The organism is Streptomyces sp. NPDC088387 (genome assembly GCF_044753385.1).
Classification (GTDB): Bacteria; Actinomycetota; Actinomycetes; order Streptomycetales; family Streptomycetaceae; genus Streptomyces.
Genome location: NZ_JBIVNC010000010.1, coordinates 1 through 17,294, shown reverse-complemented (window position 1 = coordinate 17,294; position 17,294 = coordinate 1). Strand labels below are relative to the sequence as shown.

13 protein-coding genes and 1 pseudogene are annotated in these 17,294 nt (G+C 70.5%); 4 read left to right on the top strand and 10 right to left on the bottom strand.

The genetic code is table 11. The features are described from left to right. Position 1: 1 nt before the first annotated feature. The 7 genes and pseudogenes from ACIQAC_RS25610 to ACIQAC_RS25580 form a co-directional block, all read right to left on the bottom strand. Positions 2-715, bottom strand: coding sequence for a helix-turn-helix domain-containing protein (locus ACIQAC_RS25610; RefSeq protein WP_402194513.1), 714 nt, complete (start codon positions 713-715; stop codon positions 2-4). Between the two features lie 137 nt (positions 716-852). Beyond that, the gene (locus ACIQAC_RS25605; protein ID WP_402194511.1) at positions 853-1,686 is read right to left on the bottom strand and encodes a carbohydrate ABC transporter permease; all 834 of its coding nucleotides are present in this window, start codon (positions 1,684-1,686) and stop codon (positions 853-855) included. 7 nt (positions 1,687-1,693) lie between these two features. After that, a complete protein-coding gene (locus ACIQAC_RS25600) occupies positions 1,694-2,500 on the bottom strand; it encodes a carbohydrate ABC transporter permease (RefSeq protein ID WP_402195087.1) in 807 nt (268 codons plus the stop codon). Between the two features lie 154 nt (positions 2,501-2,654). After that, positions 2,655-4,025 carry an extracellular solute-binding protein gene (locus tag ACIQAC_RS25595; RefSeq protein WP_402194510.1) on the bottom strand — a complete coding sequence of 457 codons (1,371 nt, stop codon included), beginning with the start codon at positions 4,023-4,025 and terminating at the stop codon, positions 2,655-2,657. 127 nt (positions 4,026-4,152) lie between these two features. Continuing rightward, the gene (locus ACIQAC_RS25590) at positions 4,153-4,887 is read right to left on the bottom strand and encodes a response regulator (protein ID WP_402194508.1); all 735 of its coding nucleotides are present in this window, start codon (positions 4,885-4,887) and stop codon (positions 4,153-4,155) included. Continuing rightward, on the bottom strand, positions 4,884-6,542 hold the full coding sequence (locus ACIQAC_RS25585) for an ATP-binding protein (RefSeq protein ID WP_402194506.1): 1,659 nt from the start codon (positions 6,540-6,542) through the stop codon (positions 4,884-4,886). The genes ACIQAC_RS25590 and ACIQAC_RS25585 overlap by 4 nt, the downstream gene beginning before the upstream one ends. 38 nt (positions 6,543-6,580) lie before the next feature. Continuing rightward, a pseudogene (locus ACIQAC_RS25580) lies at positions 6,581-7,617 on the bottom strand (RNA-guided endonuclease InsQ/TnpB family protein); the annotation flags it as partial. A 153-nt stretch (positions 7,618-7,770) separates the two neighbouring features. On the opposite strand from ACIQAC_RS25580, the gene ACIQAC_RS25575 reads away from it, so the two are divergent. The 4 genes from ACIQAC_RS25575 to ACIQAC_RS25560 all read left to right on the top strand — a co-directional run bounded on the left by ACIQAC_RS25575 (position 7,771) and on the right by ACIQAC_RS25560 (position 12,489). Further along, positions 7,771-9,165: a cation:dicarboxylate symporter family transporter gene (locus tag ACIQAC_RS25575; protein ID WP_402194505.1), complete on the top strand. Its 1,395-nt coding sequence runs from the start codon at positions 7,771-7,773 to the stop codon at positions 9,163-9,165. A gap of 227 nt (positions 9,166-9,392) precedes the next feature. Continuing rightward, positions 9,393-9,767 carry a MerR family transcriptional regulator gene (locus ACIQAC_RS25570; RefSeq protein ID WP_402194504.1) on the top strand — a complete coding sequence of 125 codons (375 nt, stop codon included), beginning with the start codon at positions 9,393-9,395 and terminating at the stop codon, positions 9,765-9,767. A 2-nt stretch (positions 9,768-9,769) separates the two neighbouring features. Further along, on the top strand, positions 9,770-10,084 hold the full coding sequence (locus ACIQAC_RS25565) for a thioredoxin family protein (protein ID WP_402194503.1): 315 nt from the start codon (positions 9,770-9,772) through the stop codon (positions 10,082-10,084). Positions 10,085-10,269: 185 nt separating this feature from the next. Next, positions 10,270-12,489 (top strand): HelD family protein, encoded by a 2,220-nt coding sequence (locus ACIQAC_RS25560; RefSeq protein WP_402194501.1) that lies wholly within the window; start codon positions 10,270-10,272, stop codon positions 12,487-12,489. A 42-nt stretch (positions 12,490-12,531) separates the two neighbouring features. Here the strand turns inward: ACIQAC_RS25560 and glgB are convergent, their stop codons facing one another. The 3 genes from glgB to ACIQAC_RS25545 form a co-directional block, all read right to left on the bottom strand. After that, positions 12,532-15,483, bottom strand: a complete 2,952-nt coding sequence (glgB, locus tag ACIQAC_RS25555; protein WP_402194499.1) for a 1,4-alpha-glucan branching enzyme — start codon at positions 15,481-15,483, stop codon at positions 12,532-12,534. Positions 15,484-15,514: 31 nt separating this feature from the next. Next, positions 15,515-16,909, bottom strand: coding sequence for a phosphotransferase (locus ACIQAC_RS25550; protein WP_402194498.1), 1,395 nt, complete (start codon positions 16,907-16,909; stop codon positions 15,515-15,517). Positions 16,910-16,994: 85 nt separating this feature from the next. Continuing rightward, positions 16,995-17,294, bottom strand: a 300-nt coding sequence (locus tag ACIQAC_RS25545) for an alpha-glucosidase C-terminal domain-containing protein (RefSeq protein ID WP_402194496.1), incomplete at its 5' end; no start/stop codon positions are given.

Genomic DNA, 17,294 nt, shown 5'->3' with positions numbered 1-17,294 from the left:
GCTACGGCGAGGACTCCACCCCCGACCAGAAGTGCTCCACGATCCGGTCCAGGAACTCCCGGCCCTTGTCGCCCGAGTCCTCGCTGCCGCCGCCCCAGCTGAGGGTGGCGACCATCTGCCCCTGGTACTCCTCGTGGAGCCGTTGCAGAACGGCGTCCAGCAGGGCCCGTTCCAGGGGCACCACCTTGGCCACCGGACGGGCGTAGGCCTGCCAGCGGGTGGTCACCGCGCTGCGCAGCAGCTCCGCGAGCCGGTCCTCGCGCCCGGTGACGGCGACGAGGTCGGGCAGTCCGAGGCCGAGTACGTCGGCCAGCGCGGCCGACTGCCGCTCGGTGCCGCGCCACTCGTCGCGTTCCTCCATCCGCTGGTACGCCGGGAGTTCCAGGCCGACCCCGCGGGCGACGTCCTCCGGGGCGAGCCCGCGGGCGATGCGGTGCTCGCGCAGGGTCCGCGGGCGGCCGATCAGTTCACCGGCGGAGCACCACAACACCCCCGCGAGCGCGGTGATCTCGGGGTTGCTGGGGGTCGCGGCCCCACGCTCCCAGGCGACCACGAGATCGGGCGAGACATACGGCAGTCCGTACGAGGTACGCAGGCCGTGGGCGACATGCTCGGGCCCCATGCCGAGAGCGGCACGGAGCCTTCGGGCGGCGGGGGCGTTGAAGGGCGGGCCGGGCGTGGGTGGCTGGGCCGATCGTCGGTGCACGCGGGACAAGCTAGGCCCGCGGGCACCTGAGGACCACGGTCGGTTCGGACACAATCACGGATTGTAGGAACATACGGATTCGGCCACCCGGGCCGCCGGTGGCTCGGCCGCTGCCCCGGCCGCTCAGCCCGTCCCCGCCCAAAGGCTCACCCCTTCACCGCCCCGCCCAGCGCGAACCCGCCGCCCAGCTTCCGGGCGACCAGCACGTACAGCAGGATCACCGGCGTCGAGTAGATGATCGAGAACGCGGCCAGCTGCCCGTACGCCACCATGCCCCGGTTGCCGAAGAACTCGTTGATGCTGACGGCCGCCGGCATCTGGTCCGGGGTGAGCAGCAGCATGAACGGGACGAAGAAGTTGCCCCACATCATCACGAAGGAGAAGACGGTCACCACCGCGACCCCCGGCCCCATCAGCGGCAGCACGATCCGCAGCAGGGACTGGAACGAGGACGCGCCGTCCGTCCACGCGGCCTCCTCCAGCTCCTTCGGCACCCCGTCCATGAAGTTCTTCATCAGCCAGATGGCGAACGGCAGTTGGGAGGCGGCGAAGAAGAAGATCGTGCCCTGCATGGTGTCGATCAGGTCGACCTGCACGAACAGCGCGTACACCGGCACCATGATCGCGGTGATCGGCAGACTCGTCGCGAACAGGATCGTCAGCAGGAACGGCCGGTTCAGGCGCGAGCGGAACCGGGACAGCGGATAGGCCGCGAGCGCCGCGCACACCACGGTCAGCGCGGTCGCGCCGCCGCACAGGATCAGACTGTTGAGCAGCGGCCGGAACGTGACGTCCTCGTTGAGCACGGCGTCGAAGTTGTCGAAGGTGAGGCCGTCGGGCACCTTCACCCTGAGGTCGGCGCGCGGGTCCACCGCGGACAGCAGCACCCAGGCGAGCGGCAGCACGAACGCCGCCGCGGCGAAGAGCAGTCCGGCGTCCGCCGCGAACCGGCGCGAGGTGCGGGTACGGGTTCGGGTCATGCGGGTGTCACACCTCCGTCCGCAGCAGGCGCATGTAGACCACGGAGAACAGCGAGCCGACCAGGAGCAGCAGCAGGGCCACCGCCGTGCCGTAGCCGATCATGCTGTTCTGGAAGGCCTGTTCGTACATGAACAGCGGCAGTGTCTGGCTCTTGTCGCCGGGGCCGCCGCGGGTCATCACCCAGATCAGTCCGAACACGGAGAGCGTCTGGAGGGTGTTGAGCATCAGGTTGGTGCCGATCGACCGCCGGATCATGGGCAGCGTGATGTGCCACATCCGGCGCCAGCCGCCCGCGCCGTCCATCTCCGCGGCCTCCGTGATCTCCTTCGGGATCTCGTTCAGCGCGGCCGAGTACACCAGCATCGAGAACGCCGTGCCGCGCCACACGTTCGCGAACGACACCGCCAGGATCGGCAGCGTGAACAGCCAGTTCTGGGACGGCAGATGGAGGAAGTCCAGGATGGCGTTGAGCGTGCCCTCCCGGCGGAAGAACGCGTAGAGCAGGAAACCCGCGACGACCTCCGGCAGCACCCAGGCCGTGACAACGATGCCGCCGGTGAGCGTACGGACCGGCTTCGAGGCGCGCTGCATCAGCGCGGCCAGCGCCAGACCCAGGGTGTTCTGGCCGATCAGGGACGACAGAACCGTGAAGACCAGGGTCAGCCACACGGCGTTCAGGAACGCCTCGTCCTGGAAGGCCCGGGTGAAGTTCTCGAACCCGACGAACGACGACTCCGCCTGACCGGTGAGCTGGAGGTCGGTGAAGGCGATGTACGCGCAGTAGGCGATCGGCCCCGCGAGGAACAGCACCATCAGGACCAGGGCCGGCGAGACCGGCAGCAGGCGGGTGAGGGAGCGGGCGGTGCGGTGGGACGGCTCCGGGCGCGCCGCGGGACCGGGCGGCGGCGGGGCCTTGAGCACCGGGCCGCCCGAAGCGGACGGCCCGTTCACGGACGGACTCTTCACGTCACTTCTCGATCACTTGGTTGTCGGTGACGTCCTTGAGGGTGTCGTCGTATCCGCTCGCGGCCTCGTCGACCGAGAGATCGCCGGTCGTCACACCCTCCATCGCCTCCTGGATCGCCACCGAGACCTTCGGATACGCCGGGTAGGCGGGCCGGTAGTGGGTCGTGGCGACCAGGTCGGTGAAGAACTCGATGCCGGGCTGCGCCTTGACGTACTCGGGGTCGGCGGCCACGTCCTCGCGCACCGCGATACCGGAGTTGGCGATGTACCACTTCTGGGCGTTGTCCTTCGTCTGCATCGTCTTGATGAAGTCGAAGGCGAGATCCGGGTTGGCGGCCTTGTCGGGGATGGACCAGGTCCAGCCGCCGGACATGCTCACCTTGCCGGGCGCCTGCCCGGTCTGCGTCGGCATCGCGGCCAGACCCAGCTTCTCGGACCACTCCGGCCACTCGTGCCCGCTGCCCGGCAGCCAGTCCTGCGGCAGCCACGAGCCGTCGAGGTCGATACCGAGCTTGCCCTCGGGCAGCAGCTCACCACGGACCCGGGTGCCGAAGTTGGGGTCGAGGGCGTCGGCGACGTCCGGCCCGAGCTTCTCCTTGTAGACGGTCTCGACGAAGCCGAGGGCGTCCTTGAAGGCCGGGCTCCCGGTCACCCACTTCTTGCTCGCCTTGTCGTACAGCGGGTCGGCGCTGCCGTCGCCCGTGCCGTAGAGCAGCATCTCGAAGCCCTGCATGGTGGCCGCCTCGCCGGCCGGCTTGCCGGTGTAGACGTTGAGCGGGGTGACGCCCGGCACCTTCTCCTTGATGGTGCGGGCCGCCTCCAGCACGTCGTCCCAGGTCTTCGGCTGCCAGTCCGCGGGCAGCCCCGCCTTGGCGAAGATCCCCTTGTCGAACCAGAGCCCGCGGGTGTCGGTGCCGTCCGGGACGCCGTACGTCTTGCCGTCCTCGCCCTTGGCCGCGGCCTTCGCCGTGTCGACGAACTGGTCCCAGTCCGCCCACTTCTCCAGATAGGGGTCCAGGGGCGTGAGATAACCGCTGGTGATGTCCGAGTTGATCAGGAAGGTGTCCTCGTAGACCAGGTCCGGCGCGGTCTTCGGGGAGCGGAGCATCTGCTGGAGCTTGGTGTAGTACTCGGCGTCCGGGGCCTTGATCGGGACGAACTCGACCTTCTTGCCCGGGTACTCCTTCTCGAACTGCTTCTTGATGTCCGCGAGATAGTTGTCCATCACCTTGATGGAGTTGTCCGTGGACTGCTTGTAGGACACCTTCAAAGTGTCGGGATCACTGCCGGAACCACCACCGCAGGCGGTGAGGGTCGCGGCGGTGAGGACAAGGGCGGAAGTGAGCAGGACGGCTGTGGGGCGCACGGGCATGACCTCCTGCGGGCGCACGGCGGGGTGTGGCCGGAAGATGACTGCCCGGTGAACCTAAGAGCGCCGGTCATGTCCGGTCAATAAGTCTGCCGCGATTGCCTCTCCGCCGTGACCTGGGACGCAGCCCTCAGCGCCCCGAGGCCGCCCCGCTCACCCAGCGGTAGACCAGCTCCGGCCGCCCCACCTGCCCGTACTGCGGACTGCGGCCCGCCCGGCCCGCGTCCACCAGATGCTCCAGATAGCGCCGGGCCGTGATCCGCGAGATGCCCACCGCCTCGGCGAGGGCCGCCGCCGTCAGCCCCTCGCCCGCCTCCCGCAGCGCGCCCGTGACCCGCTCCAGCGTCGGCCCGCTCAGCCCCTTCGGCAGCGCCGCCGGACCCGGCGCCCGCAGGGTCGCCAGCGCCCGGTCCACCTCGTCCTGACCGCTCGCCTCCCCGGCCGCGCCCCGGAACTCCGCGTACCGCACCAGCCGGTCCCTGAGCGTCGCGAACGTGAACGGCTTCAGCACGTACTGGACGACACCGAGCGAGACACCCTCGCGGACCACCGTCAGGTCCCGGGCGGACGTCACCGCGATCACGTCCGCGTGATAGCCGGCGGCCCGCAGCGAACGCGCCAGCTGCAAACCGTGCACATCGGGCAGATGCAGATCTAGCAGCAGCAGATCCACCGGGTTGCGCTCCAGCGCACGCCGGGCCTCCGCGCCCGTGTGGGCCTTGCCGACGGCGACGAAACCCTGGACCCGGCCCACGTACATCATGTGCGCGTCGGCCGCGACGGGGTCGTCCTCCACCACGAGCACCCGGATCGGCTGCCCCCCGGCCGCGCCCGCTCTTCCGTCCTCGCCCGTCGTCCCCGTCATACCCGTCCTCCCGTCACCGCGTCGTGTACCGCGGGCTTCAGCGGCAGCCGGACCTCGAACCGCGCCCCGCCGTCCGGCGACTCGGCCACCGTCAGCGTCCCCCCGTGCCGGTGGACCGCCTGGCGCACCAGGGCCAGACCAAGACCCCGGCCGCCCGGCCCGGCCGGTTTGGTGGAGAAGCCGCGCTGGAACACCAGGTCCGCGTGGGCCGGGTCGACGCCCGAGCCGGTGTCGGACACCCGCAGCACCAGCTCCGCGCCCGGGCCCTCGTCCTCCGCCGCCGCGCCCGCCGCGGTGTACGCCGCCACCGTCACCCGGGCCCCGACGCTGCCCTGCGCCGCGTCCACGGCGTTGTCGATGAGGTTGCCCAGGATGGTCACCAGGTCCCGCGCGGGCAAGGCCTGCGGCAGCAGTCCGTCGTCCAGGCCGCCGCTCTCCCGCGACACCACCAGCTCCACACCCCGCTCGTTGGCCTGGGCCGTCTTGCCGAGCAGCAGCGCCGCGAGCACCGGTTCGCTGACGGCGGCCACCACCTGGTCGGTGAGGTCCTGCGCCAGCTCCAGCTCGGCCGTCGCGAACGCCACCGCCTCGTCCGCGCGGCCCAGCTCGATCAGCGACACCACGGTGTGCAGCCGGTTGGCCGCCTCGTGCGCCTGGGACCGCAGCGCCTCCGAGAAACCGCGCTCGGAGTCCAGCTCGCCCATCAGGGACTGGAGCTCGGTCACGTCCCGCAGGGTCACCACCGTGCCGCGCCGCTCACCGCCGGACACCGGCGAGGTGTTCACCACCAGCACCCGGTCCGCCGTCAGATGCACCTCGTCGACGCGCGGCTCGGACGACAGCAGCGCGCCCGTCAGCGGCGCCGGCAGCCCGACGTCGGCGACCGAACACCCCACGACCTCGCCCGAGACGCCCAGCAGCTCCCGGCCGCCGTCGTTGATCAGCGCCACCCGGTACTGCCCGTCCAGCATCAGCAGCCCCTCACGCACCGCGTGCAGGGCGGCCTGGTGGTAGTCGTGCATCCGGCTCAGCTCGGACGCGTTCATCCCGTGGGTGTGGCGGCGCAACCGGGCGTTGACGACGTAGGTGGCGATGGCGCCGAGGGCGAGGGCGCCGGCCGCGACACCCACGAGCGCGGCGACCTGCTCCTGCGCCCGCTGACTGATCGCGTCGACCTTTATCCCGGCGCTGACCAGGCCGATGACCTGCCCGCCCTCCATGACCGGGGTGACCGCCCGGACGGACGGGCCGAGTGTGCCCGTGTAGGTCTCGGCGAACGACCCGCCCTTCTGGGCCGCCTCGATATGGCCGAGGAAGGGCTTGCCGATCTGGTTCACGTCCGGATGCGTCCAGCGGATGCCCTGCGGGCTCATGATTGTGACGAAGTCGATCCCGGCGTCCCGCATCACGTCCACCGCGTACGGCTGGAGCGTCGCCGTCGGGTCCTCGGTGTGGATCGCGGTGCGCACCGAGGGCGCGTCCGCCACCGTACGGGCCACCGCCATGGCCTGCCGCCGGGCCGCGTCCTCGGCCTGGCTGCGGTCGCTGATGTACGTGAACAGCGCGTACCCGGCGACGAGCACGGCGATCAGCACGGCCTGCATCGTGAAGAGCTGGCCTGCGAGGCTCCGGGGCCGGGGGACGGGGATGCGCATGTCGCCAGTGTGCCTCGCTCCTGCTCGTCGCCCACCCCTCAGGTTCCTGCCACCATGTTTGCGCGAACCATGACATTCACCGTGAGTGTCCGCGCATGTGTGAAGCGTGAACTAATTGACGTCTCCCCCTCCGAAGAGGAGGGATGCTCCGACTCTGCGCCGCTATTCGGCGCTCCTTCGGAGCCTTCCTGCTTCACCGCCGACTGCCCGCCCGGAGGATCTCCGTTGAGGTCTTACGCCGGCTCCACAGGCAGACACCGCCAGCCCGGCGGCCAGAATGTTCTTCGCTGCGTTCCCGTCCCGGTCGTGGGTCGCGCCGCATGCGGCGCAGTTCGGCCCACGATGCGTCGGAGATCGCACGGCTGAGTGTGCGGCGTTTCATCACGCCCCGGACAGCAAGATCCTCGATCACGATCGTTTGGTTCTCACGAACGAGACGCGTGGACAGCTGGTGCAGGAGATCCCGACGTCGGTCGGCGATCCGGGCGTGTATACGGGCGACCCGGGCGCGAGCTTTGTCTCGGTTTCTGGACCCCTTCTGCTTGCGGGACACTTCTCGCTGGGCACGGGCGAGCCTTGCCCGCTCTCTCTTCTCGAACCTCGGATTGGTGACCCTCTCTCCCGTCGACAGGGTCACCAGCGAGGTGATGCCGGCGTCGACGCCCACTGCGGTGTCGGCAGCCGGCAGCGGCTTCACCGAAGCGTCTTCGCACAGCATCGAGACGAACCAACGTCCCGCGCGGTCCCGTGACACGGTCACTGTCGACGGCACCTGCCCCTGCGGCAGGGGCCTGGACCATGCGATCCGCAGCGGCTCGCGCATCTTGGCCAGCGTCAGTCGACCCTCGCGGTAGGTGAACGCGGAGCGGGTGTACTCCGCGCTGTTGCGGGACCTCTTGCGGGACTTGAACCGGGGGTAGGCGGAGCGCTTCTCGAAGAAGTTGGTGAAGGCGCCTTGAAGATGCCGTAGCGCCTGTTGCAGCGGGACTGACGAGACATGGGTCAGGTAGGCGTACTCCTCGGCCTTCTTCCATTCGGTCAGCAGCGCCGAGGTCTGGACGTAGTTGATCCTGCGCAGCGCTGTGTGTGAGCACCGGTCGTCCATGTACTAAATGAACGGAAGGGTGACCGCCCTCACAAGGCGCGACATAGTCACGGCAATCCCCATAACCCCCGGACGTGAGCCGCACGCCGGTGATGCCGATGACGTCGTCAAGGAGGGCTTGCCGTGAGCAGTACACCCGAAACGGCATCCGCCGCACCCGCCAAACGGGACCGCACCCACTATCTCTACATCGCGGTGATCGTCGCGGTGGCGCTCGGTATCACCGTGGGCCTCGTCGCTCCCGACTTCGCGGTCGAGCTGAAGCCCATAGGCACGGGCTTCGTGAACCTGATCAAGATGATGATCTCGCCGATCATCTTCTGCACCATCGTGCTGGGCATCGGCTCGGTACGGAAGGCCGCCAAGGTCGGCGCCGTCGGCGGTATCGCCCTCCTCTACTTCACGATCATGTCGCTGGTCGCCCTGGCCATCGGCCTGGTCGTCGGCAACATCCTGGAGCCGGGCACCGGCCTCGCCGTCACCGACGCGATCAAGGAGACCGGCCAGGCGCAGGTCGACGCGGAGGCGAAGGACACCACCGAGTTCCTGCTCGGCATCATCCCGACCACGATCGTCTCGGCCTTCACCGAGGGCGAGGTCCTCCAGACCCTGCTGATCGCCCTGCTCGCCGGCTTCGCCCTCCAGGCCATGGGCAACGCGGGCCGCCCGGTCCTGCGCGGTGTCGAGCACATCCAGCGGCTCGTCTTCCGCATCCTCGCCATGATCATGTGGGCCGCCCCGATCGGCGCGTTCGGCGCGATGGCCGCGGTGACCGGCTCGGCCGGTGTGGACGCGCTGAAGAGCCTCGCCGTACTGATGCTCGGGTTCTACGCCACCTGTTTCCTGTTCGTCTTCATCGTCCTCGCGGCGCTGCTGCGGATCGTGGCGGGGATGAACATCCTGAGCCTGTTCAAGTACCTGGGCCGCGAGTTCCTGCTGATCCTGTCGACCTCCTCCTCCGAGTCCGCGCTGCCGCGGCTCATCGCGAAGATGGAGCACCTGGGCGTCAGCAAGCCGGTGGTCGGCATCACCGTCCCGACCGGCTACTCCTTCAACCTCGACGGCACCATGATCTACATGACCATGGCGTCCCTGTTCATCGCCGACGCCATGGGTACGCCGATGTCGGTCGGCGAGCAGATCCCGCTGCTGCTCTTCCTGCTGGTCGCCTCGAAGGGCGCCGCCGGTGTCACCGGAGCCGGCCTCGCGACCCTCGCGGGCGGTCTCCAGTCGCACAAGCCGGCCCTGGTGGACGGCATCGGTCTCATCGTCGGCATCGACCGCTTCATGAGCGAGGCCCGCGCCCTGACGAACTTCGCGGGCAACGCGGTCGCCACCGTCCTGATCGGCACCTGGACCAAGGAGATCGACAAGGAACGCGTCGACCAGGTTCTCGCCGGCGGGTTCCCCTTCGACGAGAAGACGCTCCTGGACGACGGCCACGGCGGCTCGGACGACGACGAGGCCGAGGTGCCCGGTCAGCGCGACCAGGGCGACAAGGAGCTCGCGAAGGCCTGACCTCCACCCGCGTGGGGAGGGGCCCGTGCCCCTTGTCCCCTCCCCACGCACCTGGGCGCCCCTCCCCGCCTGAACCGGGGCCGGACGCCCGTCCCGGGACCCCGGGTGGCTGACGTTCCCCCCGTCGCTCAGCCACCCGGGGTCCACCCGTGTGCGCCGGCCGCCGTCCGAGCCGGCCGGCGTCCGCTCTTGCCCTGACGTCGGCGTCAGGGCATACGTTCGTGGACATGCGAATCGGCGAGCTGGCCGAACGGGCCGGGACCACCACGCGTGCGCTCAGGTACTACGAGTCGCGGGGGCTGCTGCCCGCGCGGCGCGACACCCACGGCCACCGGACCTACGACGAGGGCGATCTGCTGCTGCTGAGGCAGATCAGGACGCTCCAGGACTTCGGGTTCGAGCTGGAGGAGACCCGGCCCTTCGTGGAGTGTCTGCGGGCCGGGTCCCCGGAGGGCGACCGCTGCCCGGCCTCGCTCGACGTCTACCGGCGCAAGCTCGGCGAACTGGACGCGCTGATCGGCGAGTTGCAGGCGGTCCGGGCGCAGATCGGCGTACGGCTGGCACTCGCCGAGGATCCGAAGTGCGAACTGGGAGGACCCTAGTGGTGGACAACGTGACGGACGCGGACTTCGGGACGGAGGTCCTGGGCTCCGAGCTGCCGGTGCTGGTGGAGTTCACGGCCGACTGGTGCCCGCCCTGCCGGCAGATGGCGCCCGTGCTGCGCGCGCTGGCGGCGGAGGAGGGGGAAAGGCTGAAGGTGGTGCAGCTGGACGTGGACCACAATCCGGAGACGACCAACGCCTACAAAGTGCTGTCGATGCCCACGTTCATGGTCTTCCGGGGCGGCGAGCCGGTCCGGTCCATGGTGGGCGCCAGGCCCAAGCGGCGCCTGCTGGAGGAACTCGCCGAAGTCCTCTGAGCCTCCGCACGCCCCCGCACGGGGCCGCAGACAGAGAAATCCCCCGAGCAATTGCGCTCGGGGGATTTCTCTGCGTATATTCAATGATTCGCGACTTGAGGAAATCAGGTCACGAATAAGTCCAGTGGGCACAGTATATCCGTGCGGGAGCGGAATTGTCAAACAGCGAATTTCCAGACGATGAAATGCGCCGCGAGCAGGAATTCATCGACGGGCTGTACGCGCGCGTCGACGTCCTGCGCGGTGACGCCGAGGAGTCCGTCACGGACGCGCTCGCCCAGGCGGACAAGCCGATGCAGGCCCGGCTCGAACGGGACATCCTGGTCGCCGAGCGCGCGGGACTGCTCGCCGCGCTCAACGCGGTGGACGGTTCGCTCTGCTTCGGCCGGATCGACCTCACCACCGACGCCAGCCACCACATCGGCCGTATCGGACTGCGCGCCGCCGACGCCGAGCGCACCCCGATCCTGATCGACTGGCGGGCCGCGGTCGCCCGTCCCTTCTATCTGGCCACCGGCCACACCCCGATGGGGCTGCGCCGGCGCCGCCACATCACCACCGACGGCCGCCGCGTCACCGACCTGCACGACGAGTTCCTCGACGTCGGCGACGCCACCCGCACCGGCCACGAGGACCCGTCGGGCGACGCCGTGCTGCTCGCCGCGCTGGACTCCGCCCGCACCGGCCGGATGACCGACATCGTGCAGACCATCCAGGCCGAGCAGGACGAGATCATCCGTGCCCCGCACCGCGGCATCCTGGTCGTCGAGGGCGGCCCCGGCACCGGAAAGACGGCGGTCGCCCTGCACCGGGCCGCCTACCTCCTCTACGAGCACCGCGAACTCCTCGCGAAACGCGCCGTGCTGATCGTCGGACCCAACCCCGCCTTCCTCGGCTACATCGGCGAGGTGCTGCCCTCCCTCGGCGAGACCGGCGTACTCCTCGCGACCGTCGGCGAACTGTTCCCCGGTGTGAAGGCGACGGCCACCGACACCCCCGAGGCCGCCGTGGTCAAGGGCCGCGCGGACATGGCCGACGTGCTCGTCGCCGTGGTGCGCGACCGGCAGGCGCTGCCCGACCCGGTGATCACCATCGAGCACGAGCGCGAGATCCTGATGCTCGACGACGGACTCGTCGGCGTCGCCCGCGAACGCACTCGTGCGGCCAAGCTGCCGCACAACGAGTCCCGTGAGCACTTCGAGGGACACATCCTCAACACGCTCACCGAGCTGTACGCCGAACGCATCGGCACCGATCCCTACGACGGCTCCAGCATGCTCGACGACAGCGACCTCACCCAGATCCGCGACGACCTCGCCGAGAACCCCGAGGTCTGGTCCGCCATCGACCGGTTGTGGCCCCGGATCACCCCACGGCGGCTGATCGCCGACTTCCTCGCCGCACCCGAGGCCTACGTCGACGCCACCGACGCGGCCGCGATCCGGCGGCCGGTCACCCGGGCCTGGACCACGGGCGACGTACCGCTGCTCGACGAGGCGGCCGAACTCCTCGGCGAGGACGACCGGTTGGCGCGGGCGCGCGCGGAACGCGAACGGGAGACACAGATCGCGTACGCGCAGGGCGTGCTGGACGTGTCGTTCGCGTCCCGCACCTACGAGTTCGAGGACAAGGAGGACAGCGACCCCGAGAGCTCCGAGGTGCTGTCCGCGCACGACATCATCGACGCCGAGCGGTTCGCCGAACGACAGGAGGAGGACGACCACCGCAGCGCGGCCGAGCGGGCGGCGGCCGACCGGACCTGGGCGTTCGGGCACATCATCGTCGACGAGGCGCAGGAGCTGTCGCCGATGGCGTGGCGGCTGCTGATGCGGCGCAGCCCGACGCGCTCCATGACGCTCGTCGGGGATCCGGCGCAGACCGCGGACGCGGCGGGCGTCGGCTCGTGGTCGGAGATCCTCACGCCCTATGTCGAGGACCGCTGGGAGCACACCCGGCTCGGCGTCAACTACCGGACACCGGCCGAGATCATGGAACTCGCCGCTGCCGTGGTGCGGGCCGGGGACCCGGACTTCGAACCGCCGAGTTCCGTACGGTCCACAGGGGTACGTCCGTGGATCCGGGCCACCGACGATCTGCCGGGCGCGGTGGTGAAGGCGGTCGAGGAACTCGCCCCCGCCGAGGGGCGGCTGGCGGTCATCGCACCCGCCCGGCTGCACCGCAGGCTCGCGGCGGGGCTCGACGGCGTGACGGCGGGCGCCGAGCCCGACCTGACGCGGAAGGTCGTCCTGCTGGACCCGCGCCAGGCCAAGGGCCTCGAATTCGACTCGGTACTGGTGGTGGAACCCGGCGACTACGGCACCAGCGACCTGTACGTCGCCCTGACAAGGGCGACCCAGCGCCTGGGGGTGCTGCACTCGGGAGCACTGCCGCCGGCGTTGCGGTGAGGGGCCGGGGGGCTTCGCCCCCCGGCCCCCGGCCTCCGCACCTTATGCCGGGCGCAGCCAGACCGTCGCCAGGGGTGGGAGGGTGAGCCTGATGCTGGCCGGGTGGCCGTGCCAGGGGGTGGGTTCCGGCTTGGTGGGGTCCGGGTGGGTCGTGCCGCCACCGCCGTACGGGAGGGCGTCCGTGTTGAGGGCCTCGTGCCAGGCCGGCACGTCGTCCGGGACGCCCACGCGGTAGTCCTGGCGGACCACCGGGGAGAAGTTGCTGACGGCGAGCAGCGGTGTGCCGTCGGCCGCGCGGCGCAGGAACGCGAAGACGTTGTCCTCGGCCGCGTCCCCGACGATCCACTCGAACCCCTCCGGCTCGGTGTCCCGCTGCCAGAGGGCCGGCGTGTGCCGGTAGACGGTGTTCAGATCACGGACCAGGTCCCGCACACCCCGGTGGTCGGCCTCGGCGCCGTACGCCGGATCCAGCAGCCACCAGTCGGGGCCGTGCGCCTCCGACCACTCGGCGCCCTGCGCGAACTCCTGCCCCATGAAGAGCAGTTGCTTGCCCGGGTGGGCCCACATGAAGGCCAGGTACGCCCGCAGGTTCGCCCGCTGCTGCCACCAGTCGCCCGGCATCTTCGACACCAGCGAACGCTTGCCGTGCACCACCTCGTCGTGCGAGATCGGCAGCACGTAGTTCTCGCTGTACGCGTACACCATCGAGAACGTCATCTCGTGGTGGTGGTACTGGCGGTGCACCGGCTCGTGGGCCACGTACTCCAGCGAGTCGTGCATCCAGCCCATGTTCCACTTCAGTCCGAAACCGAGGCCCCCGAAGCCGCTCGGGCCCTTGTGGTGGGTGGCGCGCGTGACGCCGTCCCACGCGGTCGACTCCTCGGCGATCGTCACCACACCCGGCGCCCTGCGGTACACCGTCGCGTTCATCTCCTGGAGGAATGCCACCGCGTCCAGGTTCTCCCGGCCGCCGTACACGTTCGGCGTCCACTGACCCGGCTCGCGCGAGTAGTCCAGGTAGAGCATCGAGGCGACCGCGTCCACCCGCAGGCCGTCGATGTGGAACTCCTCGCACCAGTACACGGCGTTCGCCACCAGGAAGTTGCGCACCTCGCGGCGGCCGTAGTCGAACTCCAGCGTCCCCCAGTCCGGGTGCGCCGACTTCAGCGGGTCCTCGTGCTCGTACAGCGGCCGCCCGTCGAACTCGGCGAGCGCCCAGTCGTCGCGCGGGAAGTGCGCGGGCACCCAGTCCATCAGCACACCGATGCCGGCCTTGTGGAACGCGTCCACCAGGAACCGGAAGTCGTCCGGCGTGCCAAGCCGGGCGGTCGGCGCGTAGAAGCCCGTCACCTGGTAGCCCCACGAGCCGCCGAAGGGATGCTCGGCGACCGGCATCAGCTCCACGTGCGTGAACCCGAGGTCCTTGACGTACGCCGGAAGCTGCTCGGCGAGCTGCCGGTACGTGAGCCCGGGACGCCAGGACGCCAGGTGCAGCTCGTACACCGAGAACGGGGCCTCGTGCACCGGCACCTCCGCCCGCCGCTCCATCCACGCCGCGTCGTCCCACTCGTACGCCGACGACGTCACCACCGACGCCGTCTCCGGCGGGACCTGGGTGCGGCGGGCCAGCGGGTCGGCGCGCAGGGTCTTCGAACCGTCCGGGCGGGTCAGCTCGAACTTGTACAGCTCGCCGTCGCCGACCCCCGGCACGAACAGCTCCCAGACACCCGTACCGCCCAGTGAGCGCATCGGGAAGCCGGTGCCGTCCCAGTAGTTGAAGGTGCCGGCGACGCTGACGCCCCGGGCGTTCGGCGCCCAGACCGTGAAGCGGGTGCCCGCCACGCCCTGGTGGGTCAGCGGCTCGGCGCCCAGCGCCTTCCACAGCTCCTCGTGCCGGCCCTCGCCGATCAGATGCAGATCGAGATCGCCGAGCGTCGGCAGGAAACGGTACGGGTCCTCGGTGTCCAGGACCGTGCCCTCGTACGTCACCGACAGCCGGTACTCCGGCACCTCCCGCAGCGGCAGCAGCCCCGAGAACAGGCCCTCCCCGTCGTCGTGCAGCTCGGCCCGCAGCTCACCGGCGACGACCGTGACGGACAGCGCGTAGGGGCGGAAGGCGCGGAACACCACTCCGCCGGGCGCCTCGTGCGCCCCCAGCACCGAGTGCGGCGCGTGATGCGTCCCGGCCAGCAGCCGCTCGCGGTCCCACGCGTCCAGCGCGGGGGAGGCGGCCGGGGTGACGGTGTGATCCGGTTGCGGGAGGGAGGAGGTGGCGGTCGTCCTCCTCGCGCCCGCGGTCTTCTTGGTGACGGCCTTCTTGGCGGCACTCGTCTTGGCGGGAGCCTTCTTGGCGGCCGTCTTCGTCGTGGTCGCCGAGGCGGTCTTCTTGGCGGTCGTGGACTTCTCGGCCGTCGTCTTCTTCGCGACGGACTTGGCGGCGGCCTTGGTCGCGGGTGCCTTCTTCGCCGCGGTCTTCTTGACCGCACCCGCCGTCTTCTCGGCCGCGCCGGCCGTCTTCTTGGCCACCGTCTTCTTCGCCGTCGTCTTCGATGCCGCCGCCTTCTCGGGCACCGCCGCCCCGGCGGCGTCCGCGGTCTTCGCCGACGTCCCCTCGACGGTCACCGCCTTCTTCGCGGCCGCCTTCTTCGTCACCGTCTTCTTGGCCGCGGCCTTCGTTGCCACGGCCTTCTTCGCCACGGCCTTCTTCGTGGCGGCCTCCGTGGCCGCGCTCTTCTTCGCCGGGCTCTTCTTCGCGGGTGCCTTCTTCGCCGTGCTCTTCACGGCCGTGCTCTTCACGGCCGCGCTCTTCACGGCCGCGCTCTTCTCGGCCGTGGCCTTCTCGGGCGCGGCCTTCTTGGCCGGTGCCTTCCTGGCCGGTGCCTTCTTGGCGGGGGCCTTCTTCGTGGTGCTCTGCCGCGGGGGGACCGCCGACTGGTCGGTGCGGTCGGCGCTCTGTTCCTCGGTCGGCTGGTTCGGCTGGGGACGGGGGGTCACGGAGTGGGCCTCCTGCGCGTGGTTCGTGGGTTCAGGACGGATCGGGGGCGGCGAGCCGGTGGACCGCCGAGAGCGGCACCGGGAGCCAGTCGGGGCGGTGCCGGGCCTCGTAGACGACTTCGTAGACCGCCTTGTCGGTCTCGTGGGCGCGCAGCAGTACGGCGTCGGCGCGCGGGTCCTCGCCCGACACCTCGGCGTAGCCGGCGCAGTACGCGGCCCGGCAGGCGGCCGCCCAGGCGGGCGCGGGCGGCTCGGCGGAGTGGGCCGCGTAGTCGAAGGAGCGCAGCATGCCCGCGATGTCGCGGACCACCGGCTGTGCCATCCGGCGCTCGGCGAGCGGCTTGGACGGTTCGCCCTCGAAGTCGATGAGGGACCAGTCGCCGGCCGGTGAGCGCAGGCACTGGCCGAGGTGCAGGTCGCCGTGGATGCGCTGGGCGGTCCAGGTGTGCCCGGCGGCGGACCGCTCGGCGAGCGCGTCGAAGGCGGTGCGCAGGCCGGGCTCGAACGGGCGCAGCGCCGGTACCGCGCGGGCCGCCGCTTCGAGCCGCGACCGCATGCCGTCGACCAGGGGTGTCAGCTGGGCGTGGCCGAGGGTCGCCGTGGGCAGGGCGCGGGCGAGGGCGGTGTGCACCTCGGCGGTGGCGCGGCCCAGCTCCCGGGCCTCGGCGCCGAAGTCCTCGCCCTTGGCCAGTTCGCGCAGCGCGAGTTCCCAGCCGTCGGCGGCGCCCTGGAGGAAGGGCTGGAGCACCCCGAGGACGTACGGCTCGCCGCCGCCCAGCTCGGCGCGGATCCAGCCGGTCGGCGCCGGCACCCGCGCACAGCCCTCGTGGGCGAGGGCGAGCGGCAGCTCCAGGTCGGGGTTGACGCCGGGCACGACCCGGCGCAGCAGCTTGAGGATGAACGTATCTCCGAAGACGACCGACGAGTTGGACTGTTCGGCGGTGATCAGGCGGGGCACCAGGCCCGTGCCGATCTCCTGTCCGGTGTCCCGCTCGAAGCGCAGCCCGCCGATGCGGGCCTGGGAGCGCAGGGCTTCCAGGAGCACCTCGGCGGGCCGGGGGTCGTGCAGGGCCTCGTACACCGTGCGTCCGGCGAGCGGGCCCTCGGTCGGGTGACCGATCAGTGCGGGCGCCAGCCGGGGCGGCAGCGCCTCGCGGGCGCCTATCAGGAGCTGGTAGCAGTCGCCCGGGGCCGTGCCCTGGTGTGGGGCGAGCGCGGGCTGATGGGCCTGTACGAGCAGGTGGTAGAGGCCGAGGGTGCCGCCGGGCGGCAGCAGTTCGGTGGCCGCCACCAGGGAGAAGCCGACGACCGGGCGCCCCTTTCCGGCGAACCAGCGCTGCCGTGGCAGCCACTCCCGAAGGAGTGGGTCCAGCGACGCGAGGAGGCCGGGGCTGATCGAGGCGGTACGGGTGACGGCTTCCGACATGGAGTGCGTCCTTTCCCCGGGGTTGTGCGGGGTGTTACGTATGCGTGCCCCTGGCGGAGCGGTGAAAACCGCCCCGCCACGGGTTCTACGCGGCGTCCTTGCGGAGCCGGAACCAGTAGAAGCCGTGCCCGGCGAGGGTCAGCAGATACGGCAGCTCGCCGATGGCCGGGAAACGCACCCCGCCGATCAGTTCCACCGGGTGCCGTCCGGAGAAGGATCGCAGGTCCAGCTCGGTCGGCTGCGCGAAACGGGAGAAGTTGTTCACGCAGAGCACCAGATCGTCCCCGTGTTCGCGCAGGAAGGCGAGGACGGCGGGGTTGGAGGAGGGGAGCTCGGTGTAGCTGCCGAGGCCGAAGGCGGGGTTCTGTTTGCGGATCTCGATCAT

Excerpts from the sequence above, each read along its gene's own strand:
- ACIQAC_RS25605 (WP_402194511.1), bottom strand. The coding sequence starts at position 1,686 with ATGACCCGAACCCGTACCCGCACCTCGCGCCGGTTCGCGGCGGACGCC.
- ACIQAC_RS25600 (WP_402195087.1), bottom strand. The coding sequence starts at position 2,500 with ATGGTGCTGTTCCTCGCGGGGCCGATCGCCTACTGCGCGTACATCGCC.
- ACIQAC_RS25595 (WP_402194510.1), bottom strand. The coding sequence starts at position 4,025 with ATGCCCGTGCGCCCCACAGCCGTCCTGCTCACTTCCGCCCTTGTCCTC.
- ACIQAC_RS25590 (WP_402194508.1), bottom strand. The coding sequence starts at position 4,887 with ATGACGGGGACGACGGGCGAGGACGGAAGAGCGGGCGCGGCCGGGGGG.
- ACIQAC_RS25585 (WP_402194506.1), bottom strand. The coding sequence starts at position 6,542 with ATGCGCATCCCCGTCCCCCGGCCCCGGAGCCTCGCAGGCCAGCTCTTC.
- ACIQAC_RS25570 (WP_402194504.1), top strand. The coding sequence starts at position 9,393 with ATGCGAATCGGCGAGCTGGCCGAACGGGCCGGGACCACCACGCGTGCG.
- ACIQAC_RS25560 (WP_402194501.1), top strand. The coding sequence starts at position 10,270 with ATGCGCCGCGAGCAGGAATTCATCGACGGGCTGTACGCGCGCGTCGAC.
- ACIQAC_RS25550 (WP_402194498.1), bottom strand. The coding sequence starts at position 16,909 with ATGTCGGAAGCCGTCACCCGTACCGCCTCGATCAGCCCCGGCCTCCTC.